The sequence below is a fragment of the Georgenia alba genome (assembly GCF_042665525.1).
In the GTDB taxonomy this organism is placed as follows: domain Bacteria; phylum Actinomycetota; class Actinomycetes; order Actinomycetales; family Actinomycetaceae; genus Allobogoriella; species Allobogoriella alba.
In genome coordinates, this window is sequence record NZ_JBHTCQ010000003.1 from 257381 (window position 1) to 282640 (window position 25260).

Sequence of the window (25260 nt, forward strand, 5' to 3'; positions counted from 1 at the left end):
TCGCTGACCGGGGGGACGGTGGGCTCGTTGCTCACCGGACGCATTGTGCCGAACTCGGACCGCCGGGGCACGGCGCGCACCGGGTGCGCCTGCTCACTGGAGCTCGATGAGGAGCAGGACCGCCACGACGGCGAGGGGCATGAGCACCGCCTCGACGATCGCGACGACGCGCAGCACCTTCCGGCCCCGCGCCAGGATCGCGGCGACGATCGGCACGACGACGCCGCACAGCGCCGCCGACCCGAGGAACAGCCGCGACCGGGTCACCTCCGCCGGCGACGGCTGCTCGCCCCACAGCGCCACGCCCTCCCAGAAGCCGATCCACGCAAGGACCGGCCAGGCCAGCCAGAGGACGAGCAGCACGACGATGACGACGTCGGTCAGCAGCGACCGGTCGCGCTGTCCCGGCCGTCCCGGTCCGGTCCCGGGAGGTGCGCCCGGCCGGGTGGGGACGGAGGGCTCGGTCACCCGGTCGTCATGCCGAAGGTCCGGGCTGCCGGGCGTCGAGCCAGCCCAGCAGCCGGTCCGGCCGGTCGGTGATGATGCCGTCCACGCCGGCGGCGGCGGCCGCCGCCCAGTGCTCGGCCTCGTTGAGGGTCCACACCATGAGCTGGATGTCGCGCCGATGCAGCGTCTCGACGAGGTCGGGATGCTCGAGCAGCAGCCGGCCGTGGGGGTTGCAGGCCATGACGCCCAGCTCCTCGCAGACGTCGAGCACGCCGGGGTCGTACCGGCCGATCAGCAGGCCGCGGCGGACATCCGGCGCCAGGTCGCGCACCAGGGCCATGGTCTCCACGGACGCGCTCTGGACGACCACGCGGTCGGTGAGGCCGTCGAGCGTGCCGAGCAGGTCCCGCGCCGGCTCCGTCGGCCAGGTGCCCTTGAGCTCGAGCAGGAGCTCGAGCGCGGGGTGACGACGCAGGACGTCCAGGACGTCCCCGAGCAGCGGCACGCCCGTGCCGGCGTAGGCGGGTTCGAACCACGACCCCGCGTCGAGGTGCGCCACCTCGTCGACGTCCAGGTCGGCCACGAGCCCCGACCCGTCCGTGGTCCGCTCGACGGTGTCGTCGTGGATGACCACGCCCGCGCCGTCGCCGGCGACCTGGACGTCGATCTCGATCATGTCCGCGCCGGCCAGCGCGGCCGAGACGAAAGCCGGGACCGTGTTCTCCGGCGCCACCGCAGAGTTCCCGCGATGGGCGATGACGCGCGGGTGTGCCGCGGCCGTCACAGGTAGGCCTCCACGTTCTCCTCGTAGGCCCGCTGCAGCTCGCTGGTGACGTTCGGGAAGACGTCCTCGGCGTTCGCGCCCTCCAGCACGATGCGCTCGAGGCCGTCGGTGATGATCTGGTCCCCGCCCGGGGTGAAGACCCGGACGAAGTCCTGCACGCGGGTCTTCTCCTGCAGCTGGTTGACGGACGTGCGGAACTGGGGCGTCTCCTCGTACAGGGCGCTCATCGTCTCGCCCTCGATGGCCGAGGTCCGCACCGGCATGTACCCGGTGGTCTCGGAGAACAACGCGGTGTTCTCGGTGTCGGTGATGAACTTCAGGAACATCGCGGCCGCGAGCTGGCGCTCGGGCTCCTTGTCGGCGATCGCGATGCCGGTGCCGCCGGTGGGCACGTTGGGCCCGGCCACCGGACCGTCGGGCAGGTAGGCCGTGCCCAGCTCGAAGGGGGCAGCCTCCAGCAGCCCCGTCAGCGAGCCCGTCGAGGCGATCAGGGACGCGTACAGGCCACCGGCGAAGTCCGCGTTGGTGTCGGCGCCGAAGCCGGCGAAGGCGTTCTCGCCGTTGTACATGTCCCGCACGAAGTTGCCGGCCGCGAGCGCCTCCGGGGTGTCCAGCGTGATCGTCCACTCCTCGCTCATGGCCCCGCCCTGGCCCCAGATGATGTTGGAGAACCACCAGGCGGACCACGACGGGCCGATGCCGTTGCCGAGCGGCGCGCCGTCGCCCGGGACCACGTCACGCAGGGCCGGCGCCCACTCCTGCAGCTCCTCCCAGGTCTCGGGCCCGCGGTCGGGCAGGCCGGCCTGGGACCAGAGCTCCTTGTTGTAGTAGAAGAGGGGCGTCGAGCGGGCGTACGGCGCGGCGTAGTGCTGCCCGTCGTACACGTAGTCGCTGTAGAGGGTCTCGACGTAGTCGTCGGTGTCGACCTCGAGATGGGCGAACAGGTCGTCGACGGGGACGATCTGCCGGTTGACCATGTAGCGGAACCACCACACGTCCGAGGCGATGACCAGGTCGGGGATCTCGTCGGTGCCGGAGGCCGCCTGGAACCGCTGGGCGACCTCGTCGTAGTTGGCGCCGGCGGTCACGAGGCTGACATTGATGCCGGTCTCCTCGGTGAAGGCGGCGATGTACTCCTCCTCCAGGTCTTTGGTGCTGCCCGGGTGGTTGGACCAGAAGACGAGGTCGGTGGCGGGCTCGACGCCCGCCCAGTCGGTGGCCGCCCCGGTCTCCTCCTCGCCGCCGCCACCACCACCGCCGGCGAGGGACGGACCGCCGCACGCGGCGAGGACTCCCGCGCCGAGTCCGAGGCCGCCGAGCGTCAGGACGCTGCGGCGCGAGGGAAGGCGCATCGATCGGCTGGGGACGACGAGACGGCGGTCGACGGGTCGCATGGGTGCTCCTGGGGTTCTCGGTTCGACAGGTACGGGTGGTGCGCGGGTGGAGCCGGTGACGCGGGCCTCATCCGGTCACCGCACCGGCGGTGAGGCCGGCGACGAGCCGGCGCTGCAGGACGAGGAAGAAGATGAGCATCGGCAGGGTCACCACGACGGTGGCGGCCATGAGGACGCCCCAGTTCTGCATGCCGTCGATGTCCTGCAGCAGGGTGAGACCGACCGGCAGCGTCATGGTGCGGGTGTTGTCGGTGACGAGCATCGGCCAGAGGTACTCGTTCCAGTCGTTCACCAGGGACACCAGCGTGACCGCGGCGATCGTGGGTGTGGACATCGGGACCACGAAGCGCCACAGCCGCCGCCAGTGCCCGGCGCCGTCGAGCTCGGCGGCCTCGAGCACCGAGACCGGCAGGGACCGGAAGTGCTGCCGGAACAGGAAGGTGCCGAAGGCGCTGGCCAGACCGGGCACGACGATCCCGTGGTACGTGTTGAGCCACCCGAGCTCGGCGACGAGCGTGTAGTTCGGGATGATCGTGATCTGGCCCGGGATGAGCAGCGCGAAGATGACGATGACGAAGGCGGCGTTGCGGAACGGCACGTCGACGAAGACGACGGCGTAGGCGCAGCACAGGCCCAGGAAGACCTTCAGGCCGGCGCCGATGAGGGTCACGCCGAGGCTGTTGAGGAACATGCGGCCGATCGGGATGGCCTCGGCGACCCGCTGGTAGTTGTCGGGCAGGAAGGCCTCGGGCAGCCACTGCAGGGGCAGGTTCGCCAGCTCGGCGTTCGTCTTGAAGCTCGCCAGCACCATCCAGATGAGCGGGACGGACATGACCAGGACGGCGAGGACCAGTCCCACGTACAGGCCCGCGTCGAGGGCGACGGCGCGTGGTCTGCGGCGGCGCCGGGTGCGCGCTACGGCGGCACGCGGCGGGGCCGGCGAGGTGGTCCGCGGGGTGTCGGTGGCCGTGGTCACGAGTAGTGCACCCGCTTCTCCATGACCTTCAGCTGCACGGCCGTGATGGCCAGCAGGATGACGAACAGGACGGTGGCGCTGGCCGAGGCGTAGCCGGCCCGGCCGGTCTGGAAGCCCTCGACGTAGATCTGGTACATGAGCGTGGTCGTCGAGCCCAGCGGGCCGCCGTCCGTCATGGCGCGGATGAGGTCGAAGGACTGCAACGCGCTGAGCATGGTGGTGATGAGCAGGAAGAACGTCACCGGGCCGAGCAGCGGGAGGATGATCGAGCGGAAGGTGCGCCACCAGCTGGCACCGTCCAGCGCGGCCGCGTCCTTGAGGTCCTGCGGGATGGACTGCAGGCCTGCCAGGTAGATGAGCGCCACGTACCCGACGTGCTTCCACAGGTACACGATGATGATCATCATCAGCGCCCACGGGGACTGCGTGTACCACTGGGGCGACTCGACGCCGAACCAGCCCAGGACGGTCGCGAGGAGGCCGTAGCGGGGGTCGAAGATGTACAGCCAGAGCATGCCGACGGCGATGCCGGAGAGCACGTACGGCGCGAAGGAGACGGTGCGGACGAGGCCGCGGCCGAAGAGCTTGCGGTTCAGCGCCAGGGCGAGCGCCAGGCCGAGGACGAGCGACCCGCCGACCGAGACGATCCCGAAGACCGCCGTCGTCCCCACCACGGTGGGGGTGCTCGGGTCCGTCAGCCACTGCACGTAGTTGCCGAGCCCGACGAACCGTGCCACCGAGGAGCCGAGGTTCCACTGCAGCGTCGAGTAGTAGAAGCTCAGCAGGAGGGGCCGGTAGACGAAGACGAGCAGCAGCGCGACGTTCGGCCCCGCGAGCAGCAGGAAGACCAGCAGGTTGCGCGCCAGCTTGCGACGGCGCGCGGCGCGGCGACCGTGATCGCGCACACCGGTCTCCGCGCGGGTGATCGAGCTCATCGAGGGCAGGTTCCGATCGGTCAGACAGCCTTGTCCGGATCGAAGACTAGACCCGGGACGACGGCCGGAAGGCGTTCGGCACGAGATTAGGAGCGCCGGGACCGGAATCGGCGGGAACTGCCCCGATGTCACCATGGCTTCGGCAACTGTTCACCGGCCGTAGGCCAAAGACAGGTCGAGCTGCCCCCAAAGAGCGTCCAGTCGGTGAACGGCGGCCGACGGCAGCCGGTCGCTGCCCGGCCGTCCGGCAGCTCAGAGCTGTTTGCCGAGCCGGTCGGCGTGCGCGTGCAGCAGCGGCAGGATCCGCTCGTGGGTCTCCGTCTCGGTGACCCGGGCGGCGAGCACCGCAGTGCTCATCGCGGCGCGGGTGCGACCGGCCGCGTCCCGGACCGGGACCGACACGGTGCGGATCCCCAGCTCGAGCTCCTCGTCGGTGTAGCCGTACCCGTCCTCGCGGGTCTGGGCGATGCGGGCGAGGACGTCCTCGAGGTCGACCAGGGTGTTCGGCGTCGTCGCCGCCAGCTCCGCGTCCGCGAGGAGGTCCCGGACCTGCTGCTCGGGCAGGTCCGCGAGCAGCACGCGACCCGACGCCGAGGCCCAGGCGGGCAGCCGGGTGCCCAGCCGGACGGCGGCGGTGACGAGGCGCTGGACCTCCACCCGGACCACGAACAGCGCGTCGGTACCGTCGAGGACGGCCACCGAGACCGACTCGCCGATCTCGTCCCGGGCGGCCGTCGCGTGCGGCTGGGCGAGGACCGGTAGCGGTGCCGTGTCGAGATAGGCGGTGCCGAGCCGGACCATGCGCGGTGTCGGCCGGTAGAACTTGCCGTCGAAGGCGAGGTAGCCGAGGTCCACGAGGGTCAGCAGGCACCGGCGGGCCGTGGCCGGCCACATCCCGGTGAGGTTGGCGGCGTCGGTGACGCTCATCTGCGCCCGTCCCGGGCCGAATGCCTCGATGATCGCCAACCCCTTGGCGAGACCGGCCATCCCCTCGCTCGGCACACCTACTCCCCGGGCAGCTCGTCGGCGTCAACCACCATGGCCTCGAGGTCGAGGCCCTCCTCGATGATGCCCTGCTGGACCATGAGGTCGGCGAGCATGTCCATGTCGGACAGGTCCGAGGTGACCGACAGCCCGGGCGGCTGGAGCCGGCCCGCGAGCTCCGGGCTGATCGAGGTGTAGGTCGGGATGATCTCGGCGATCCGCTCCGGCTGCTCCTCGGCGACCCGCATCCCCTCGTCCATGGCACGCACGAACGCCGCGACGGTCCCCGGGTTCTCCTGCACGTACTGCTCGGTGGCGCTCCATCCGGCCACCGGGAGGTCCTCCGTGGGCCCCTCGAAGGCGCTGACCACACGGACGGCGCCGAGGTCCTCGGAGGCCTGGGTGAGGAAGGGCTCGACGAGCCAGGCGGCGTCGACGTGGCCCTGGGACAGGGCCGCGGGCATGTCCTGGGGAGGCATCTCGACGACCTCGAAGCCGTCCCTGGGCACGCCGTGCGACTCGAGCACGGCTCGTGCCGTCAGCTCCTGGACGTTGCCGAGGCTGTTGACGGCGATCGTGGTGCCCTCGAGGTCGCCGGGCGCGGCGATCCCGCTGTCCGGCATCGCGTAGATGCCCTGGGGCCCGGAGCGGTTGTTCTCGCGGACCAGCTGCAGCGGCAGGCCCTGTGCCCGCGCCTCGAGCACCGAGACGTGGTTGGAGAAGGTGATGTCGATGTCCCCGGCGACCATGGCGGCGATCTGCGCCGCCCCGCCGGAGGCCTGGTTGATCTCGACCGTCAGTCCTTCGTCCTCGAAGAAGCCCTCCTCGACGGCGATGTAGAACGGGGCGAGGTCGGCGAGCGGCAGGACGCCGACCACGAGCTCGGTGTCCTCCGGCGTGCCGGGCTGGGCCGGGCCGTCGCCGCCCCCGGGCGAGTCCTGGCCGCCGCACGCGGCGAGCAGGGCGGCGGCCGTGAGGCCGGCGAGTGCGGTGACGGTCCGTCGCGCGACGGTGCGCTGGGTCATCTCTCTCCTCAGTGTCGAAGCTCGGCCGCCGCGGCCTGCGCGGGGACGAGGGCGTCGTGGTCGTAGATCCAGCGCCGCAGCTCCGCCGTCGCGGCGAGCTCGGCGTCCCGGACGGCGAGGTCGTCGTAGCCGGAGTCGTACCGCAGCCCGTTGGCCCGGGCCCCGGCCTGCACGGCGGAGGTGCGCTCGCGCCGCAGGCGCTCGTAGGCGCGCAGCGCCGCGGGGGCCGTGGCCGGGTCGGTGCCGTCGAGCAGCACGGCGAGGGTCGCGGCGTCCTCGATGGCCTGGTTCACGCCCTGGCCGAGGTGCGGGAGCATCGGGTGCGCGGCGTCCCCGAGCAGCGTGAGACGTCCCGCGGTCCACCGCGGCAGCGGCTCGCGGTCGTAAAGACCCCACCAGAAGCACGAGGTGACCTGCGCCAGGAGTCGCTCGACGGCCGGGTCCCAGCCCGCGAACGCGGCACGCAGCGCGTCCGGGTCACCCTGCGCGGACCACGACTCGCGCTGCTGCTCGCCGGTGGGCACGAAGCCGACGTAGTTGACCATCTCGCCGCCGCGCACGGGGAACACGAGCACATGCTTGCCCTCCCCCATCCACAGCAGGAAGCGGTCGGTCGGCCAGTCCGGGACCTGCGCGTGCGGGACCAGCCCGCGGTAGGCGATCGAGCCGGAGAACACCGGTTCGGACGGCGGGACCACGTGGTGCTGCAGCGTCGAGTGGATGCCGTCGGCCGCGACGACGACGTCCGCCTCCGCCGTCGGGCCGCCCGCGAACGTGAGGCGGGCTCCGTCGTCGTCCTGCTCGATGCCGGTGCAGCGGTGGCCGGTGCGGACGGTGCCGTCCGGGAGGTTGGCCGCGAGGATGTCCACGAGGTCCGCGCGGTGCATGCCGAAGAGCGCACCCCAGCCGCTGGAGTCGGCGGTCACGACCGGGGCGACCGGCGTCCCGTCCTGGCGGTGGTACCGCGAGCCCGCGCCCAGGTGCGCCCCGGCGCGGACCACCGCGTCCCACAGTCCCCAGCGCCGGAGCTGCCGGGCGCCGTTCGGGGCGAGCTGGACGCCGGCGCCGACCTCGCCCAGCGCCGGTGCCTGCTCGTACACGGACACCTCGATGCCCCGCGCCGCGAGCGCGTTGGCTGCCGCCAGGCCACCCAGACCGCCGCCCACCACCGCCACCCGCAGCATCGCCACCTCGCGATCTTTTCGATAATCGAAACTTGTTTCAGAACCACGGTGAGAGTAGGCGGCGGCACGAGAACGGGTCAACACGAGCCCGGTGTCGCCCGGCGACGGACGGGCTCGGCGCGGTATTTTCCGACGTATGACCCCTGCCCCGGATCTGGACGACCCTGCCGTCGACCCGTTCGCCGTCGCCCGCGTCGCGGCCGAGGCCATCGCGGAGCGGACGGGGGTCGAGCGGCACGACGTCGCGCTCGTCCTCGGCTCCGGGTGGGGTGGCGCCGCGGACCTGCTCGGCGAGACCGTCGCCGAGGTGCGCGCGGCCGAGCTGCCCGGGTTCACCGCGCCGGCCGTGGTCGGGCACGGCGGCACCGTCCGTTCGGTGCGGGTCGGCGACACCGGCCGGCACGCGCTGGTCCTCGGTGCCCGCACCCACCACTACGAGGGCAAGGGGGTCCGCCGGGTGGCGCACGGCGTCCGGGTGGCCGCCGCGACCGGGGCGTCGACGCTGGTCCTCACCAACGGGTGCGGCGGGCTCGAGCCGGACTGGACGGCCGGCAGCCCGGTGCTCATCAGCGACCACATCAACCTCACGGGGACCTCGCCGCTCGAGGGCGCCACGTTCGTCGACCTCACCGACCTGTACTCGGCGCGGCTGCGGGCGTTGGCCCGCCAGGTCGACCCGACGCTCGCCGAGGGCGTCTACGTGCAGTTCCCCGGCCCGCACTACGAGACGCCGGCCGAGGTGCAGATGGCCAAGCGCATGGGCGGCCATCTGGTCGGGATGTCGACGGCGCTCGAGGCCATCGCCGCACGGCACGCCGGCCTGGAGGTGCTGGGCATCTCGCTCGTGACGAACCAGGCGGCCGGCATCTCGCCCGTCCCGCTGTCCCACGAGGAGGTGCTCGCCGCGGGCGCCGAGGCCGCCCCGCGCATCTCGCACCTGCTCGCCGACATCGTCGCCCGCATCTGAGGAGATCACCGATGACGGTCAGCACCGAGCAGGTCCGGGCCTGGATCGAGGCCGACCCGGACGAGGGCACCCGCGCCGAGCTGACGGAGCTGCTGGGGCGGGCGTCCGGCGAGGGCGAGGACGCCGCTGCGGCCCGCGCGGACCTCGAGGATCGCTTCGCCGGCCCGCTGGAGTTCGGCACGGCCGGCCTCCGGGGCGCGGTCGGCGCCGGCCCGCACCGGATGAACCGCGCGGTGGTGCTGCGTGCGGCGGCGGGGTTGTGCGCCTACCTCACCGATCTCATCGAGCACGTGGACACGCCTGGCGACGAGCACGAGCGAGGAACGAGCGGAGAGCGAGGAGCCGGGCACATCGACACGACCGGGGACGGCTTCCGGGTCGTGATCGGCTACGACGCCCGGTACGGGTCCGAGGCGTTCGCCCGCGACACGGCCGCCGTGGTGACCGCGGCCGGCGGTCGCGCCTCGCTCCTGCCTGCGGCCGGCCCCACCCCGCTGCTGGCGTTCGCCGTGCGGCACCTCGACGCCGACGCCGGCGTCATGGTCACCGCCTCGCACAACCCGCCGCAGGACAACGGCTACAAGGTCTACCTCGGCGGCCGTGCGGTGACCGGCGCGGGGCAGGGCGCGCAGATCGTCCCGCCGCACGACGTCGAGATCGCCCGCCGCATCGACGCCGCGCCGCGCGCGGTCGACGTCCCGACGGCGGAGGGCTGGGAGGTCCTCGGCGACGAGGTGCGCGAGGCGTACCTGCAGCGCGTCGTGGCGCTGGTGCCCCCGCGGCACACGCGTGCCGTGCGGATCGTGCTGACCTCCCTGCACGGCGTCGGCGGGCCCACCCTGGTCACGGCGCTGGAGCGGGCGGGCTTCACGGACGTCCACGTCGTGCCCGAGCAGGCCGATCCGGACCCCGACTTCCCCACGGTGGACTTCCCGAACCCGGAGGAGGACGGGGCGCTGGACCTCGCGCTCGGTCTCGCCCGGTCGGTCGACGCCGACCTGGTCCTCGCCAACGACCCGGACGCCGACCGGTGCTCGGCCGCCGTTCCGGACCCGACGGCGGACGGCGGGTGGCGCCAGCTGACCGGTGACGAGATCGGCGCGCTGCTGGGCGACCAGGCGGCGGCCGCCGCGGCCTTCGGTGGCCGCGGCGTGCTGGCGTCCTCGGTGGTCTCCTCCCGGATGCTGGGGCGGATCGCGCACGGGCACGGCCTGCAGCACCGCACCACGCTGACCGGGTTCAAGTGGATTGCCCGCACCGACGGCCTCGTCTTCGGCTACGAAGAGGCGATCGGGTACTGCGTCGACCCGGCGGCGGTGCGGGACAAGGACGGGATCTCGGCGGCCGTCCGGCTCGCCTACCTCGTGGCCCAGCTGATGGACCGCGGGCAGACGGTGCCGGGTGCGCTCGACGAGCTCGCCGAGCGGCACGGAGTGCACGAGACCGCCCAGATCGCGGTCCGGGTGGCCGACCTGCGCCTCATCACGGACGCGATGGCTCGCCTGCGCTCCGCGCCGCCCACGACCCTGGTGGGCTCGGACGTGCGGACGACGGACCTCGCCGAGGGCGCGGCCGACCTTCCCCCGACCGACGGCCTGGTGTTCGAGACCGCGGCCGGGGACCGGGTGATCGTGCGGCCGTCCGGCACGGAACCGAAGCTCAAGTGCTACCTGGAGGTCGTCGAGCCTGCCGGCACGGACGTGTCGCTCGCGCGGCACGCGGCCGGCCTGCGCATGGCGCGGCTGCGGGCCGAGATCACCGATCTGCTCGGCGTCGGCTGACGCCCTGCCGAGTCCTAGCCGTCGCACGGCGCGAGGGCGCGACCGTGAGGACTCGAAGGGTCAGGCCGGGTAGTCCTCGCCTTCGTCGTCCTCCTCGCCGTCGTCGACGAGCTCGGGGACCTCCTCGAGCTGCTCCGCGACGTCGGCCGGGTCGGCCTCACGGGTCGGGGACTCCAGCTCGGGCTCGGGGAGGTACTCCTCCGGCGTGGGCTCACCGTCGGCGTGGTGCTCCTCGCCCACGATCTCGGGATCCAGCTCGACGGCGGTGGGTTCCGGGTGGCCTGGCAGCTGCGGACTCACGGCTCCTCCTTCTCACTGGATCGGCGGTCCTCCCCAGCCTGCCCCCGGCCCCGGGCGGACGCAACCGCCTCGACGGCCGCACCGCCCGAGCGGCGACGCGGCAGCAGGACCCAGGCGACGTGGCTCCAGCCGCCGAGCGCCGGATGCGGCTCCGACCGGCCGAGAAGGTCCGCGATCGGGACCTGGTGGACGTGCCCGCCGGACGGCTCGTACAGGTGCAGGACGGGGTTGCCGGTACCGTCCCGGCCGCGGTGCGGCGCCGCGGCGGGGGGCGGCACCGCGAGCACCACGTGCCGCGGCACGGCCGTCGCCACACCCCTGCCGAGGTCACCGCCCGCGTACAGCGGGACCGGGGTTCCGGCCAGCGTCGCGGCGTGCGTGGCCGCCAGCAGTGGTGCGGTGCCAGGGGCCGCATCGTCCAGCGGCAGGTGCTGGTACCGCACACCGGGGAAGCGTGCCTCGCGGGCCGCGGTCCAGGGCGGGGTGCCGAGCCCGGCGGGCCACGGCAGCAGGCCGAGTGCGCGTGCGACGGTACGCGCCTTGATGTGCTGCTGCGCCGCGGCCATCCGTTCGGCAGCACCGTGCGGGCGGGCCGGCCTCAGCTCGCCGTCGCGCGGGATCTCCGGCGGGACCCGGTGCGGTGGCAGGTCCGCGGGGAGTTCACCGGTCTCGAGCCAGCGGGCGAGCACGGGGTCGCCGGTCGCGGCGAGCATCAGCAGCACGGTCGATCCGCAGGTCGTCTGGTCCACCTGGACCACCCGGGCGCCGCCGAGGGTCACCGGCTGGGGCGGCACGGGGCGGCTACGGCGGCCTCCGGAGCCCGGATCCTCGGCACGATCCCCGGACGTGCCGAGCGCCGCGGTCGCGGGGCCGGGCCGCGTGCTCCCGTGCTCCGCCGTCGGGCCGGGTCCGGCGACCGGACGGGCGAGCGGGGCGAGGAGTGCGGCGAGGGAGAGTCGACGCCAGTCCATGCGGACAGCCTGCCGGAGCCGGGGTCTGCGTGCTACTCCCACCCGACTCGCAATGGCCGGCTACTGCGCGATGCGGTCGAGGACGACCTCGCGCGTCCGGGCCGCGGACGCGCCGTCGGCGTCGACGCGGATCGCGCCCTCGAGGGCCTCCCGCGCCCGCGCGAACCGGTCCGGGGTGGCCGTGTGCAGGGTGAGCACCGGGTCGCCTGCCCGGACGCTCTCCCCCGGGCGGGCGTGGATCTCGACGCCCGCCACCGCCTGGACCGTGTCCTCCTTGCGCGCCCGGCCGGCTCCGAGCCGCCAGGCCGCCACCCCGACGGCGTAGGCGTCCAGGGCGGTGACCACACCGCCGGTCGGGGCGGTCACGGTCTCGGTGTGCTCGGCCACGGGCAACGGTGCGTCCGGGTCGCCGTCCTGGGCGGCGACCATGCGGCGCCAGACGTCCATCGCCCGGCCGTCCGCGAGGGCGTCCGCGGGGTCCACGTCCTCGCGCCCGGCGGCGGCGAGCATCTCCCGGGCGAGCGCGAGGGTGAGCTCCACGACGTCCTCGGGTCCGCCGCCGGCGAGGACCTCCACCGACTCGCGGACCTCGAGGGCGTTGCCGACGGTGCGGCCGAGCGGCGTCGACATGTCGGTGATCAGGGCGGTGGTGCGGACCCCGGCATCGCTGCCGAGCCCGACCATGGTGCGGGCCAGCTCGCGGGCGTCGTCGAGGTTCTTCATGAAGGCGCCGGAGCCGACCTTGACGTCGAGCACGAGCGCCCCGGTCCCCTCGGCGATCTTCTTGCTCATGATCGAGGAGGCGACCAGCGGGATCGACTCGACGGTGCCGGTGGTGTCCCGGAGGGCGTACAGCTTCTTGTCGGCCGGGGCGAGTCCCGCGCCGGCGGCGCACACGACGGCTCCGACGTCGTCCAGCTGGGCGAGCATCTCGGCGTTGCTGAGCGCGGCGCGCCAGCCCGGGATCGACTCGAGCTTGTCGAGGGTGCCGCCGGTGTGGCCCAACCCGCGGCCGGACAGCTGCGGCACGGCGACGCCGCAAGCGGCAACCAGCGGCGCGAGCGGCAGGGTGATCTTGTCCCCCACCCCTCCCGTGGAGTGCTTGTCGGCGGTGGGGCGGCGCAGCGTGGAGAAGTCCATCCGCTCGCCGGAAGCGATCATCGCGGCGGTCCAGCGGGCGATCTCCTCGCGGTCCATGCCGTTGAGCAGGATCGCCATCGCCAGGGCGCTCATCTGCTCGTCGGCGACCACGCCGCGGGTGTAGGCGTCCAGCACCCAGGCGATCTGCTCGTCGCTCAGCCTGCCGCCGTCCCGCTTGGTCCGGATGACGTCGACGGCGTCGAAGGGCTCGCCCATCGGCTCTCCTCCCCGGCCCTGCGGGCCTAGCTCTCGAGGTGGTCCGGCCCGAACGCCTCGGGGAGGACCTCGGACATCCGACGCACCCCGGACCCGAGCAGCACCTCCAGGTCCGGTCCGCCGTGCTCCCACAGCAGCTGGCGGCAGCGTCCGCACGGGGTGGTGAGCGCCCCGTCGGTGTCGACGCACAGGAACGCGGTGAGACGCCCCCCGCCGGAGCGGACCAGGTCCGAGACGAGGCCGCACTCCGCGCACAGGGTCACGCCGTAGGCGGCGTTCTCGACGTTGCAGCCGCTCACCGTCCGGCCGTCCTCGACCATGGCGGCGGCGCCGACGTGGTAGCCGGAGTACGGGGCGTAGGCCCGCGTCATCGCCTCGGTGGCGAGGTCCCGGAGCAGCGCCCAGGTGGCCTCGTCGGTGCTCGTGCGCTCGACCATCGTCACCAGCCTCTCACTTGATGTACGGCTGGTTCTCGGCGGCAGGCGGCCGGACCCGGCCCACGAAGCCGGCGACGGCGAGAATCGTCACGGCGTACGGCAGCATGAGCAGCAGGTCCGAGGAGATCCCGGCACCGATGCCCGAGAGCATGTTGACCAGGCTCTTGGAGAACCCGAACAGGAGCGCGGCGGCGACCGCGCCCTTCGGGTTCCACCGGCCCAGGATCATCGCGGCGAGCGCGATGTACCCCTGACCGGCGGACATGTCCGTGCCGAACGCGAGCCCGGACCCGACCGTGAAGAACGCCCCGCCGAGTCCGGCGATCGCACCGCCGAGGATCGTGTTGACGACGCGGGTCCGCCCGACCTTGATGCCGACCGTGTCCGCCGCCTTCGGGTGCTCGCCGACGGCGCGCGTGCGCAGGCCCCAGCGGCTGCGGAAGAGGAAGATCTGCAGCACGATCACGACGGCGTACATGAGGTAGACCAGCAGGGACTGCCGGAACAGCACCGGTCCGAGGACCGGGATCGACGCCAGCAGCGGGATCGGGAGGTCCGGCATCGACTGTCGGGTGTTGAGCAGCTCGGCGTTCTCGGTGAGCACGGTCGAGAAGAGGAAGCCGGTCAGGCCGAGCACGAGGACGTTCAGCACCACGCCGACGATGATCTGGTCGACCCAGTACCGCACCGCGAAGAAGGCGAGCAGGACGCCGACGAGGGCGCCGGCGACGGGCGCAGCCATCATGCCCAGGTAGGCGCTCGCGGTCAGGGAGCCGACGACGGCGGCCAGGAACGCGCCACTGAGGAGCTGCCCCTCGATCGCGATGTTGATGATGCCGGACCGCTCGCAGACCACGCCGGAGAGGGCCCCGAAGACCAGCGGTACCGACAGCGCCAGCGCACCGGCCAGCAGCGTGGTGAGCGGGATGACGGTGCTTCGTCCGGCGCCCACCCAGGTGAGGAACGCGAGCACGAAGGCGATGCCGAACGCCGCCGGGACCCACCAGCCGATCGGGGCGCGGCGCACCGCGGCGAGCGTCGCGGCCGCGGTGGCCGCGGCCATGACGAGGACGAGGACGACGTTGGTCGCCAGGGAGGGCAGGATGAGGTCGGGGATCTCGAGGAAGTCGCCGGCGCGCGCGACCCGGTAGGTCGTGGCGCCGTCGCGGACGCGGAGGAAGACGAGCAGGGCGACCACGGTGAAGACCGCGTACATGACGGGCCACCGCCACGCGATGGGCGCGAGCGCGCGTTCCTCGGTGCGCGGCTCCACGGTGCTGGCGGCGCTCATGCCGTCACCTCCTTCGCGGTGCGGACCGACGCGCGGCGGCGCGGGCGCGCACCCGGGCTCGGGAGCCGGAAGATCGCACGCACCAGCGGTGGGGCGGCGATGAGCAGCACGATGATCGACTGCACGACGAGGATGATGTCGATGGACGTCTCGGACTGCATGAGGACGCCACCGGCGCGCAGCGCGCCGAAGAGCAGCCCGGCGAGGAACGTCCCGACGGGCCTGGACCGCCCCAGGAGCGCCACCGTGATGGCGTCGAAGCCGTAGCTGGCGGCGACCCCGCCGGTCAGCACGTGCTCCGTGCCGAGGACCTGCGCGGACCCGGCCAGGCCGCACAGCGCGCCGGAGACGATCATGGTGAGCACCACGACCCGCTCCACGGAGATCCCGGCGGTACGGGCCGCGTGGGGATTCGCGCCGGCCGCGCGGATCTCGAACCCGAGGGTGGAGCGGTCCAGCAGCCACCACACGACGACGGTCGCGGCGATGGCCAGGAAGAACCCGGCGTGCAGCCGGAACGGTGGCTCCAGGAGCAGCGGGTAGGCGGCCGTCTCGGTGCTGATCTGCGGCGAGATGGGGTTGGGCGAGCCCGGGATGCGGAACGCGGGCGTGGTGAGCAGGTACGCGACGAGGTAGAGGCCGATGTTGTTGAGCATGATCGTGACGATCACCTCGTTGGCGCCCGTCCTCGCCTTCAGGACGCCGGCGATCCCGGCCCACAGCGCGCCGCCGAGCGCCGCCCCGAGCACCGCCACCACGACGTGCAGCACCACCGGGAGCTGGAAGGTGAACCCGATGAACGCACCGAAGATCCCACCGAGGATGATCTGGCCCTGCCCGCCGATGTTCAGCAGGCCGGCGCGGAAGCCGACGGCGAGGCCGAGACCCGCGAGGATCAGCGGGGTGGCGAAGACCAGCGACTCGGTGATCGGCCGGACCGCCCGCGTGAGCGAGGTCGCCTCGAAGTCGTAGATCGCCCCGCGGAACAGCGCCTCGTAGGCCGCGTAGACGGCGTTCCAGATCGCCGAGAACGTGTCGCCCGGACGCGCGAGGAAGTACTGGGCGGCCTCCTGGACGTCGCTGTCGGCCACCGCGATGAGCACGGCGCCCGCGAGCAGGGCCAGCACGATCGCCAGCAGCGAGACGAGCCAGGAGCCGGAGAGCAGGTCGCGGACCAGCTCGCCGGTGCGGCTCTCTCGCGGCGCATCGCCCCGGGTGGGCGCCCGCTCTCCCGCCACCTGCTCGGCCTGCGCGCCCGGGTCACCGGGGGCGACCGGGCGCGGCGTCTCCTCGCTCATCGTGCCCCTCCCGGCCTCACAGCGTCTCCTCCTGCTCGGCGGCCGCGTCGGCCTCGGCGAGCGCCGTGTGGTGCGTCGCGGCCTGGGCCTGCGCCTCCTCGAGCGGCACGCCCGCCATCATCAGGCCCAGGACGTCGCGGTCGGTGTCACCCGGCACGACGCCGACCACACGGCCGCGGTACATCACGGCCACCCGGTCGGCGAGCGCGTACACCTCGTCCAGCTCGGTGGAGACGATGAGCACCGGGGTGCCCTTGTCCCGCTCCTCGACGATCCGCTTGTGCATGAACTCGATCGACCCGACGTCGACGCCACGGGTCGGCTGCGACGCCACCAGGGCCCGCAACGGCCGGGACATCTCGCGGGCGATGACGACCTTCTGCTGGTTGCCGCCCGAGAGGGTGGAGATCGGATCGTCCGGGGAGCCGAGGCGGATGTCGAACTCGGCGATGCGCTGCTCGGCGTTCTGCCGGACGGCGGCCGGGCTCAGTGCGACGCCCGAGGCGAACGGCTCGCGGTCGTACAGGTCGAGCATGAGGTTCTCCGCGACCGAGAAGGACGCGATGACGCCGTCGGTGCTGCGGTCCTCGGGGACGAAGCCGAGCCCGGCGCGCAGGCGTTCCTTGACCGGCCTGCCCACCAGCTCCTTGCCGTCGAGCGTGATCGAGCCGGTCACCGGCTCGGTCAGCCCCAGGATGGTCTCGGTCAGCTCGGTCTGGCCGTTGCCCTGGACCCCGGCCACCGCCATCACCTCGCCCGCCCGGACGCTCAGGTCCACGTGGTCGAGGACCACCGTGCCGGCCGGGTCGAGCACGGTGAGGTCGGAGATGACGAAGACGTGCTCCCCGCCCCGCTTGGCCTGCTTCTCGACCCGCAGCTGGACGGACCGGCCGACCATGAGGGAGGCGAACTCGCTCTCGGAGGTCTCGGGGCTCGCCTCGCCCACCACCGTGCCGCGGCGGATGACCGTCACGCGGTCAGCGATGGCCCGCACCTCGCGAAGCTTGTGGGTGATGAAGACGATGGAGGTGCCGGCCGCCTTGAGCTCCCGCATGATCTGGATGAGCTCGTCCGTCTCCTGCGGCGTGAGCACGGCGGTGGGCTCGTCGAGGATGAGGACCCGGGCGTTGCGGGACAGCGCCTTGATGATCTCGACCCGCTGCTGCGCGCCGACCGGCAGGTCCTCGATGACGGCGTCGGGGTCGATGTCGAAGCCGAACCGGTCGGAGATCTCGCGGACGCGCCGTCGCGCCGCCTCCAGGTCGAGGATGCCGGCCCGGCCGGCCGGCTCGTAGCCCAGGGCGAGGGACTCGGCGACGGTGAAGACCGGCACGAGCATGAAGTGCTGGTGGACCATCCCGATACCGGCGGCGACCGCGTCGCCCGGGCCGTCGAAGGTCACCGGACGGTCGTCGAGGAGGATCTCCCCCTCGTCGGGGTCGTAGAGGCCGTAGAGCACGTTCATCAGCGTGCTCTTCCCGGCTCCGTTCTCACCCAGCAGGGCGTGGATCTCGCCGGGTTGCACGACGAGATCGATGTGGTCGTTCGCGACCAGGGACCCGAAGACCTTCGTGATCCCCCGTAGTTCGAGCTTCATGGGTTCCGTCCATGTGGCGTGGCATCCGGCGTCAACGTACCGGAGCGCGTGACGGCCCGGCCCCGGGTCGGGCCGGGCCGTCACCGGCGCGAGCTCCCGCGCCGTGGCAGAGATCAGGGAGCGTTCGGGCTCTCGATCGTGAGCTCGCCCGAGATGATCTGCTCCTCGAGGTCGGCGACCGCGTCCTTGACCTCCTGCGGAACCTCGTCGTCGAAGTCGTGGAACGGGGCAAGGCCGACGCCGTCGTTCTCCAGGGTCCCGACGTACGGCTCGTTGGTGAAGCCGCCCTCGACGGTCTGGGCGATGGTGTCCTGAACGGCGGGGCCGATCTGCTTCATCACCGAGGTGAGGATGATCTCGCCGTACTCGCTGGACTCGTACCAGTCGGAGTCGACGCCGATGATCCGCACGTCGCCGGCCTCCTCGGCGGCCGCGGCGGCACCGAGGCCGACCGGCCCGGCGACCGGCATGATGATGTCGGCGCCCTGGGCGATGAACTGCTCGGCCTGCTGCTGGCCGTTCGCCTGGTTCTCGAAGTCACCGGTGAAGGCGCCCTGCTGCGCCTCCTTGTCCCAGCCGAGGAGCTGGACGTCGCCGTCGTTCTCCTCGTTGTAGTGGGCGATGCCGTCGGCGAAGCCGTCCATGAAGATCGAGACGGACGGGATCTGCTGGCCGCCGAAGGTGGCGACCGTCCCCGACTCGGTGGTCGCGGCGGCGACGTAGCCGGCGAGGAACGCCGCCTCGGCCGTGTTGAACAGGATCGGCTTGCCGTTGTCGAGCTCGACCGGGTTGAAGTCGGCGTCGGTGAAGGAGGAGTCGATGAGCGCGAAGTTCCGGTCCGGGTTGCCCTCGGCGGCGGACTGGATGGCGTCCTCCAGGAGGAACCCGACGCCGAACGTCAGGTTGCAGCCCTGCTGCACCATGGAGTCGACGTTGGGCCCGAACTCGGACTCCGACTGGGACTCGGCGGTCTCCTCTCCGACGCCCAGCTCGTCGACGGCCGCCATCAGTCCCTCGTGCGCGGACTGGTTGAAGGACCGGTCGTCCCAGCCCCCCGCGTCGGAGACCAGGCACGCGGTGAAGTCCTCGGCGCCGCCACCCTGGTCACCGCCCCCGCCCGGCTCCTCCTCGGGTGCTGCGCCGCACGCAGCCAGGGCGACGGCGGCCGACGCCATCAGCGTCGTCGCGACGATGCTCTTCTTCACGAGATGTCTCCCCCTGAAGGTCGGTGGCCAGTCGGGTGGCTGGACCAGGTTCTCCGCTCGGATCCGGATCACGGCCGAGTGTGTGACAGACGGACCTTATGCTGCCGACGGGCGCGCTGAACCACCAGGGCGGTGCTGCCGCGAAAGCGTTACCGAACTGTTTCAGAGCCGAAACGCGGCGTCGAGGGCCCCTGCGGAAAGCCTGCTCGTGCAGGGCCGGCAGGTGCCGTCAGGAGGCCCGCACCTCGCCGTCCACCGCCAGCAGCGCGGTGCGGGCCAGCAGCCGCGCGCCGACCCCGATCGCCCGCTCGTCGAACACGATGTCGCCGCGGTGCAGGTCGAACGCGGGGCCGCCGGGCGTGCGGGTACCCAGCCGGATCAGGGCGCCCGGGACATGGGTGAGGTACCAGGCGAAGTCCTCCCCGCCCAGGGACTGCTCGGTGAGCTCGACGGCCTCGGGGCCGATGACGTCCTTGGCGGCGGCGTCGGCGACGCGCACCTCCCGCTCGGTGTTCACGACCGGCGGGATGCCACGCACGTAGCGCACGTCCACCTCCACCCCGTACGGGGCGGCGACGTGCCGGGCCGCCTCCTCCACGATCCGGCCGACGCGCCGCCACTCCTGGGCATCGAGGGTCCTCACGGTGCCGGTGATGCTGCCCGTGGTGGGGATCGCGTTGGCGGCGTTGCCGGCGTGCACCGCACCCCACGTGAGGTTGACGCCGGAGCGGGGGTCGGTCCGCCGGCCGAGCACCGCGGGCAGGGCGGTCGCGAGCTGCCCGAGGGCGAAGACGACGTCGCCGGTCAGGTGCGGCCGGGAGGTGTGCCCGCCCTCGGCGCTGACGGTCACGGTCACGTGGTCCGAGGCCGCCGTGATCGGGCCGATCCGCGAGCCCACCCGGCCGACCTCGACCTTGGGGTCGCAGTGGAGCGCATAGATGGCCTCGACGCCGTCGAGCACGCCCTTGTCGATCGCGTCGCTCGCGCCGCCCGGCTGGACCTCCTCGGCCGGCTGGAAGATGCAGCGGATCCCGCCCGGGAGGTCCCCGGCGTCGTCGAGCCGCTTGAGGGTCAGGGCGGCGCCCACCAGCGCCGCGGTGTGCACGTCGTGCCCGCAGGCGTGGCAGTAGCCCTCACGGGTGGAGGCGAACGGCAGGCCCGAGGTCTCGGTCAGCGGCAGCGCGTCGAGGTCGGCCCGCAGGCGGACCCTGCGGCGCCCCGCGGTCCGCTGGTCGGCCCCGATGTCGACCACGAGACCGGTGGCGCCCAGCGGTCGGGGCTGCAGGCCGGCCTCCTGCAGCGTCGTGCGGACGTGCGCCGTCGTGCCGATCTCGGCCCAGGCGGGCTCCGGGTGGGCGTGCACGTGCCGGCGCAGCTCGATCAGCTGGTCCTCGAGGTCGGCGACGGCGACGTTGACACGGCGGGCGAGCGGGGAGTCGGTCGGGGCAGGGACGGGACGCACGGCCTCGACATTACTTCGCCCGGTGGGACGGGCGCCGACCCGTCCGGTGTTCAGCGGAGGTGCTCGCGCTCCGTGCCGAGCGACTCGACGACGTGCTTGACGCGCTGCGCGTGCTCCCGGGTCGTCACGAGCAGTGCGTCCGGGGTGTCGACCACCACGAGGCCGGGTACGCCCACGACGGCGACGGTCCGGCCGGACCCGACGACGAACGATCCCGGCGCACCGTCCGCGAGCACGTCCGCGTCGCCGAGGACGTGCACCCCTTCGGCGTCCGCGGGGAGCAGCTCGGCCAGCCCGTCGAAGTCACCCACGTCGTCCCACCCCATGGCGGCGGGGACGACGGCGACGCCGCCCTGGGCGGCGACGGGCTCGGCGATCGCGTGGTCGATGGCGATCTTCTCGAGGGTCGGCCAGACCCGGGCGAGGATCTCCTCGCGCGCCGGGGTGTCCCACGCCTCGGCGATCTGGGCGACGCCGGCCGCGAGGTCGGGCTTCTGTGCGGCGAGGTGCTCCAGGAGGACACCGGCACGCACGACGAACATGCCGGCGTTCCAGCGGTACTCCCCGGTGGCGAGGTACTCGGTGGCGGTCGCGACGTCGGGCTTCTCCGTGAATCCGACGACGTGGCGCGCGGTGGCCGCGTCGTCGTCGGGGGCGAGGGGCTCGCCGGCGTGGATGTACCCGAACGCGGTCGACGGGTGGCCGGCCTCGATGCCGATGGTGACGACGTAGTCCTCGCGGGCCACGGCGACGGCCTCCCGGACCGCGGCCTCGAACGCGGCACGGTCGGTGATCACGTGGTCGGCCGCGAAGGAGCCGACGACGACGTCGCCGTGCCTCCGCCGCGCGACGGCCGCGGCGAGGGCGATCGCGGCCATGGAGTCGCGCGGGCTGGGCTCGGCGAGCAGGCTCTGCTCACCGAGCTCGGGGAGCTGCCCGAGGACCGCCGGAGCATGCACGGCGCCGGTGACGACCGAGATGCTGCCGCCGTCGGTGAGCGGTGCGAGCCGGTCGACGGTCTGCTGCAGCAACGTGCGGCCCGATCCGGTCAGGTCGAGGAGGAACTTCGGGGCCGCGCGCCGCGAGAGGGGCCACAGGCGCGTACCGGCGCCACCGGCAGGGATGATCGCGTGGAGGGGCTCGGTCAGCGGCATAGGCACAGACACTAGGCGGCCGCCGGGCCGTGGCCGAAACCGTTCACCCGCTCGCAACGCGGCGGCAACGCGTGCGCCGCCCGGCGCGGGGCCGGCCCACCGGTGCGGCGAGCGGCGGGATCATGCACGGCGGTCGGCACCGTCGGCTCGGTCGGTGTCGCTCTCGGTGTCGCTCCGGGTCTCGCTCGCGGCGCCGGCGGTGTAGCTCTCCCGCGCGCGGTCCAGCCGCCGTTCGAGCCGGTCGATCCGTCGGCGCCGGAGCCGGCCGGCGATCCCGACCGGCTCCGGGAGCGGTTCCGGCTCGGGCTCGGGCTCCGGTTCCGGCTCCTCCTCCTTGGCGTTGTTCGGGTTCACGGTGCCGGTCAGCGGCTGGTAGTCCCACTCGCGGGTGCTCGGGTCGGACTCGGTGACGTAGTTGGGGCTCTCGTGGAGGTGCACGTCCTCGGCGGTCTCCGGCCTGATCGGTGCCGGCGGATTCGCGGTGAAGGCCGCGACGAGCAGTGCGAGACGGGCCGCCATGTTGACCCACAGCATGAGCGTGACCAGCGCCGCGAACGAGGCGAGCACGGGGTCGTCGACCGCGCCGACCAGTGCCGTACCCATGTAGCGCAGGACGCCGCTGGCGACCGCCCCGAGCAACGCGCCGAGCATGAGGTCACGCCGCGGCGGCCGCACGCCGGCGGTGAAGCGGAACAGCATGATGTACACCGCCCAGTCGACGGCGAGGGCGGCGAGCAGACCGACGATGCGGACCATCCACCGGGCGAGCGGCCCGTCCAGGTCGATGGCACCCAGCACGTAGGAGGCGAGGGTGCTGGCGACCGCGCCGAGCACGGCGGCGAGGACGACGCCGAGCGCGAGCACGAGGAACCCCAGCAGGTCGCGCGCCTTGGAGACGGCGATGTTCTCGGGCGGCGCGACGATCCCGAACATGGCGCGGATCGAGGACTTCAACGCCGTCATCACGCTCAGCGCCGTCCACAGCAGGATGACGACGGCGATGACCGTGCCGATGGTGAACGGCTGGTCGATGATCAGGTCGTTCGGGTTGATGATGCCCTCGTCACCGACTGCGGAGACCAGCAGGCCGGGCAGGGCGTCGTCGATCGCGTCGAGGACGGTGGCACGGATGACCGGGTTCTGGCCGAGCACCGCCATGAAGGCGGTCCAGGAGATCGTGAGCGCGGCACCGATGGAGAACAGCGCGGAGTACGCGATCCCGCCCGCCAGCAGACCGCCGCGAGCGATGCCGTAGCGGTCGAGGGCACGGCCGATCCTGGTTGCCCGCGCTCGCGTGACCAGGGCGTTCGCGCGTTCGATCGCGCTCGGCCGGTCCGCCCCCTGGTCCGTCATGGCCATGAGGGTAGCGCCGCAGGACGCTGACCAGGCCCGACGGCGGGGACCAGGGGCGCCGGGCGCGGCGCGGGCGGCCCGGCGCGCGCCCCGCGCGGAGCCGGTCAGCCGGCCGACGCGGATGACGGCACGGGGCCCTCGGCGGAGAGCACGAGCCGCGCCACGGTGCGCCACACGCCGTCGTCGCCGTGCTCGTAGAGCCGCATGCTGCCCTGGGCGTAGGTCGCCTCGAAGTCCGCGACGAGCGCGGCCGCGCGGTCCAGGACGCTCTCGTCCACATCGTGGGCGACCGTCACGTGCGGGTGGTACGGGAAACGCAGCTCCTGCGCCAGCACACCCCGGCGCACGGCGTCCGCGATCCGCGCGCACTCGGCGGCACCGCGGGCGACGTTCACGAACACCACGGGGCTGACCGGGCGGAACGTGCCGGCCCCGCGCAGTCCCATGACGAACGGGGCGGCAGAACGCGCCACCCCGGCCAGATGCTCGGTCACCTCGTCCAGCTGGTGCTTCTCCACCACCGTCGGCCCGAGCAGCGTGACGTGGGGCGGGATGGCATGCGCCAGCGGGTCACCCACACGTGCCCTTACCGACTGCAGCTCGTTCGAGTACGGCGGCGGGATCTGCAGGGCCACGCCGATACGCACCTGGCCGGGCCGGCGCTCCGGCAGCCGCAACGCTCACCACCCCCTGCCCTCTCGACGCCGACCACGCGCGGCCGCACGGGCCGCGCCGCGATACCGCCACATCCTGGCAGCACACGGCCACCCGGACCACCCCGGGCAGGGCTTGGCGGGCTCCGGCCGGGGCCTCGCGCGGGCCTCACCGGTCCCGGGCGGCTGATGGAAAGATGCTCCGCATGCCGACAGACCTGTCCGACGACGTGCCCGAGAACCGAAACGCCACCACCGAGGTGCTGACCGCGTGGGACGCCACCGAGGGGACTGCGCGGGCCAGCGAGCTGTTCACCACCACATACGGCGGCGCACCGGACGGCGTCTTCTCGGCGCCGGGGCGGGTCAACATCATCGGCGAGCACACCGACTACAACGGCGGCCTGGCGCTGCCCATCGCCCTGCCGCACCGTACGTACGTGGCGGTGGCCCGCCGCGAGGACCGGACGATCCGGCTCGTCTCGAGCGCCGCGGGCGGTGACGTGGTCGAGGTCGATCTCGACGCCGTCGGACCGGCAGGGACACCGTCCGAGGTATCCGGCTGGGCGTCCTACGTGGCGGGGGTCGCGTGGGCGCTCGAGCAGGAAGGGCTTGCCCGTGACCTGCCGGGCCTGGACGTCGCCGTCGTCTCGTGTGTGCCGACCGGTTCCGGGCTCAGCTCCTCCGCGGCGCTCGAGTGCGCCGTCGCGGTGGCGTGGGACGAGGTGGCCGACCTGGGTCTGGCGGGATCGGTCGAGGAGCCGTCGGACGCCGGCCGTTCCCGCCTGGTGTCCGCGTGCGTGCGCGCGGAGAACGAGATCGCCGGTGCGCCGACGGGCGGCATGGACCAGGCCGCGTCCCTGCGGGCGCGAGCCGGCCATGCGCTGCTGCTGGACTGTCGAGACGGCGCGGTCGAGCACGTGCCGCTCGACCTCGCCGCCGCCGGGCTCGAGCTGCTGGTGGTGGACACGCGCGCCGAGCACAGCCACGCCGGCGGGGAGTACGGGCAGCGCCGGGCGACGTGCGAGGCGGCGGCGAGCCGGCTCGGGGTGCCGGACCTGCGAGCGGTCGCCGAGGCGACCATGGCCGGCGAGACGACGCTGGAGGAGATTCTGGCCAGGCTGGCCGACGACGAGCAGCGCGCCCGCGTGCGACACGTGGTGACGGAGATCGAGCGGGTGCGGCGCCTCGTCCGGCGCCTGCGGGACCATCCCGGGACGCAGCTGCGCGGTGAGGCGCTCGACCAGGTCGGCGAGGCGCTGGACGCCTCGCACGACTCGCTCCGGGACGACTACGAGGTCTCCGCCCGCGAGCTCGACCTCGTGGTCGACGTGGCCCGGGCGCACGGCGCGCACGGCGCACGGATGACCGGCGGAGGTTTCGGGGGCTCGGCGATCGCGCTGGTCGAGGCGGACCGTGCGGACGAGGTGACGGCCGCCGTCGCCCGGGCCTTCGACGAAGCCGGGCTGCGGGCTCCAGGCTTCCTCCCCGCGGTGGCGGCCGGACCGGCCGGCTGACGCCTCCCGCCGAGGCGTCGATGTCTCGCGCGCAGTGCGCAGCTTTCGTCGCGACGTCGCGCGTACGCCGCGTATGGCGCGCACGGCGCGCGGCGCGCGCGGCAACTGTCAGCCTTGTCAGGGCCACCCTGACGCACGTAAGGTCTCCCCTGACGCGTCAGGATTTGCCTGACGCCTGACGGAGGGAAC

General features: G+C 73.1%; 23 protein-coding genes. 3 read left to right on the top strand and 20 right to left on the bottom strand.

Annotated features, from left to right (window positions below; all coding sequences use genetic code 11):
- Nucleotides 1-93: 93 nt before the first annotated feature.
- The 8 genes from ACFQQL_RS15105 to ACFQQL_RS15140 all read right to left on the bottom strand — a co-directional run bounded on the left by ACFQQL_RS15105 (nt 94) and on the right by ACFQQL_RS15140 (nt 7729).
- The gene (locus tag ACFQQL_RS15105) at nt 94-468 is read right to left on the bottom strand and encodes a hypothetical protein (protein WP_382395849.1); all 375 of its coding nucleotides are present in this window, start codon (nt 466-468) and stop codon (nt 94-96) included.
- Between the two features lie 7 nt (nt 469-475).
- Nucleotides 476-1231, bottom strand: a complete 756-nt coding sequence (locus tag ACFQQL_RS15110) for a glycerophosphodiester phosphodiesterase (RefSeq protein WP_382395851.1) — start codon at nt 1229-1231, stop codon at nt 476-478.
- Nucleotides 1228-2625, bottom strand: coding sequence for an ABC transporter substrate-binding protein (locus ACFQQL_RS15115; RefSeq protein ID WP_382395853.1), 1398 nt, complete (start codon nt 2623-2625; stop codon nt 1228-1230). The genes ACFQQL_RS15110 and ACFQQL_RS15115 overlap by 4 nt, the downstream gene beginning before the upstream one ends.
- A gap of 67 nt (nt 2626-2692) precedes the next feature.
- Nucleotides 2693-3601 carry a carbohydrate ABC transporter permease gene (locus ACFQQL_RS15120; protein ID WP_382395855.1) on the bottom strand — a complete coding sequence of 303 codons (909 nt, stop codon included), beginning with the start codon at nt 3599-3601 and terminating at the stop codon, nt 2693-2695.
- Nucleotides 3598-4536 carry a carbohydrate ABC transporter permease gene (locus ACFQQL_RS15125; RefSeq protein ID WP_382395857.1) on the bottom strand — a complete coding sequence of 313 codons (939 nt, stop codon included), beginning with the start codon at nt 4534-4536 and terminating at the stop codon, nt 3598-3600. The genes ACFQQL_RS15120 and ACFQQL_RS15125 overlap by 4 nt, the downstream gene beginning before the upstream one ends.
- Nucleotides 4537-4788: 252 nt before the next feature.
- Nucleotides 4789-5538 carry an IclR family transcriptional regulator domain-containing protein gene (locus tag ACFQQL_RS15130; protein WP_382395859.1) on the bottom strand — a complete coding sequence of 250 codons (750 nt, stop codon included), beginning with the start codon at nt 5536-5538 and terminating at the stop codon, nt 4789-4791.
- A 2-nt stretch (nt 5539-5540) separates the two neighbouring features.
- Nucleotides 5541-6545, bottom strand: a complete 1005-nt coding sequence (locus tag ACFQQL_RS15135) for an ABC transporter substrate-binding protein (RefSeq protein WP_382395861.1) — start codon at nt 6543-6545, stop codon at nt 5541-5543.
- An 8-nt stretch (nt 6546-6553) separates the two neighbouring features.
- On the bottom strand, nt 6554-7729 hold the full coding sequence (locus tag ACFQQL_RS15140) for an FAD-dependent monooxygenase (RefSeq protein ID WP_382396152.1): 1176 nt from the start codon (nt 7727-7729) through the stop codon (nt 6554-6556).
- A gap of 136 nt (nt 7730-7865) precedes the next feature.
- Here ACFQQL_RS15140 and ACFQQL_RS15145 point away from each other — a divergent pair, with 136 nt between their 5' ends.
- Together ACFQQL_RS15145 and ACFQQL_RS15150 are read left to right on the top strand one after the other, a co-directional pair.
- Entirely contained in the window at nt 7866-8696 is an 831-nt protein-coding gene (locus tag ACFQQL_RS15145; RefSeq protein WP_382395863.1) for a purine-nucleoside phosphorylase, read from the top strand.
- Nucleotides 8697-8707: 11 nt separating this feature from the next.
- Nucleotides 8708-10477 carry a phospho-sugar mutase gene (locus ACFQQL_RS15150; RefSeq protein WP_382395865.1) on the top strand — a complete coding sequence of 590 codons (1770 nt, stop codon included), beginning with the start codon at nt 8708-8710 and terminating at the stop codon, nt 10475-10477.
- 60 nt (nt 10478-10537) lie between these two features.
- On the opposite strand, the gene ACFQQL_RS15155 is transcribed toward ACFQQL_RS15150, so the two are convergent.
- The 12 genes from ACFQQL_RS15155 to ACFQQL_RS15210 all read right to left on the bottom strand — a co-directional run bounded on the left by ACFQQL_RS15155 (nt 10538) and on the right by ACFQQL_RS15210 (nt 23578).
- A complete protein-coding gene (locus tag ACFQQL_RS15155; RefSeq protein ID WP_382395867.1) occupies nt 10538-10777 on the bottom strand; it encodes a hypothetical protein in 240 nt (79 codons plus the stop codon).
- Nucleotides 10774-11748 carry a hypothetical protein gene (locus ACFQQL_RS15160; RefSeq protein ID WP_382395869.1) on the bottom strand — a complete coding sequence of 325 codons (975 nt, stop codon included), beginning with the start codon at nt 11746-11748 and terminating at the stop codon, nt 10774-10776. Before ACFQQL_RS15160 ends, ACFQQL_RS15155 begins: the two co-directional genes overlap by 4 nt.
- Nucleotides 11749-11808: 60 nt before the next feature.
- A complete protein-coding gene (locus ACFQQL_RS15165; protein ID WP_382395871.1) occupies nt 11809-13104 on the bottom strand; it encodes a thymidine phosphorylase in 1296 nt (431 codons plus the stop codon).
- 26 nt (nt 13105-13130) lie between these two features.
- On the bottom strand, nt 13131-13541 hold the full coding sequence (locus ACFQQL_RS15170; RefSeq protein ID WP_382395873.1) for a cytidine deaminase: 411 nt from the start codon (nt 13539-13541) through the stop codon (nt 13131-13133).
- A 13-nt stretch (nt 13542-13554) separates the two neighbouring features.
- Nucleotides 13555-14832 (bottom strand): ABC transporter permease, encoded by a 1278-nt coding sequence (locus ACFQQL_RS15175; protein ID WP_382395875.1) that lies wholly within the window; start codon nt 14830-14832, stop codon nt 13555-13557.
- Nucleotides 14829-16130, bottom strand: a complete 1302-nt coding sequence (locus tag ACFQQL_RS15180) for an ABC transporter permease (RefSeq protein WP_382395877.1) — start codon at nt 16128-16130, stop codon at nt 14829-14831. The genes ACFQQL_RS15175 and ACFQQL_RS15180 overlap by 4 nt, the downstream gene beginning before the upstream one ends.
- A gap of 16 nt (nt 16131-16146) precedes the next feature.
- Nucleotides 16147-17727 carry an ABC transporter ATP-binding protein gene (locus ACFQQL_RS15185; RefSeq protein WP_382395879.1) on the bottom strand — a complete coding sequence of 527 codons (1581 nt, stop codon included), beginning with the start codon at nt 17725-17727 and terminating at the stop codon, nt 16147-16149.
- 113 nt (nt 17728-17840) lie between these two features.
- Nucleotides 17841-18932, bottom strand: coding sequence for a BMP family lipoprotein (locus ACFQQL_RS15190; RefSeq protein WP_382395881.1), 1092 nt, complete (start codon nt 18930-18932; stop codon nt 17841-17843).
- 229 nt (nt 18933-19161) lie between these two features.
- Entirely contained in the window at nt 19162-20394 is a 1233-nt protein-coding gene (locus ACFQQL_RS15195) for an amidohydrolase (protein WP_382395883.1), read from the bottom strand.
- A 50-nt stretch (nt 20395-20444) separates the two neighbouring features.
- A complete protein-coding gene (locus ACFQQL_RS15200) occupies nt 20445-21548 on the bottom strand; it encodes a mannose-1-phosphate guanylyltransferase (protein ID WP_382395885.1) in 1104 nt (367 codons plus the stop codon).
- 120 nt (nt 21549-21668) lie between these two features.
- Nucleotides 21669-22901, bottom strand: coding sequence for a YihY/virulence factor BrkB family protein (locus tag ACFQQL_RS15205; protein ID WP_382395887.1), 1233 nt, complete (start codon nt 22899-22901; stop codon nt 21669-21671).
- 104 nt (nt 22902-23005) lie between these two features.
- On the bottom strand, nt 23006-23578 hold the full coding sequence (locus tag ACFQQL_RS15210; protein ID WP_382395889.1) for a 2'-5' RNA ligase family protein: 573 nt from the start codon (nt 23576-23578) through the stop codon (nt 23006-23008).
- 182 nt (nt 23579-23760) lie between these two features.
- Here ACFQQL_RS15210 and galK point away from each other — a divergent pair, with 182 nt between their 5' ends.
- On the top strand, nt 23761-25071 hold the full coding sequence (gene galK / locus ACFQQL_RS15215) for a galactokinase (RefSeq protein WP_382395891.1): 1311 nt from the start codon (nt 23761-23763) through the stop codon (nt 25069-25071).
- The last annotated feature ends 189 nt before the right edge of the window (nt 25072-25260 follow it).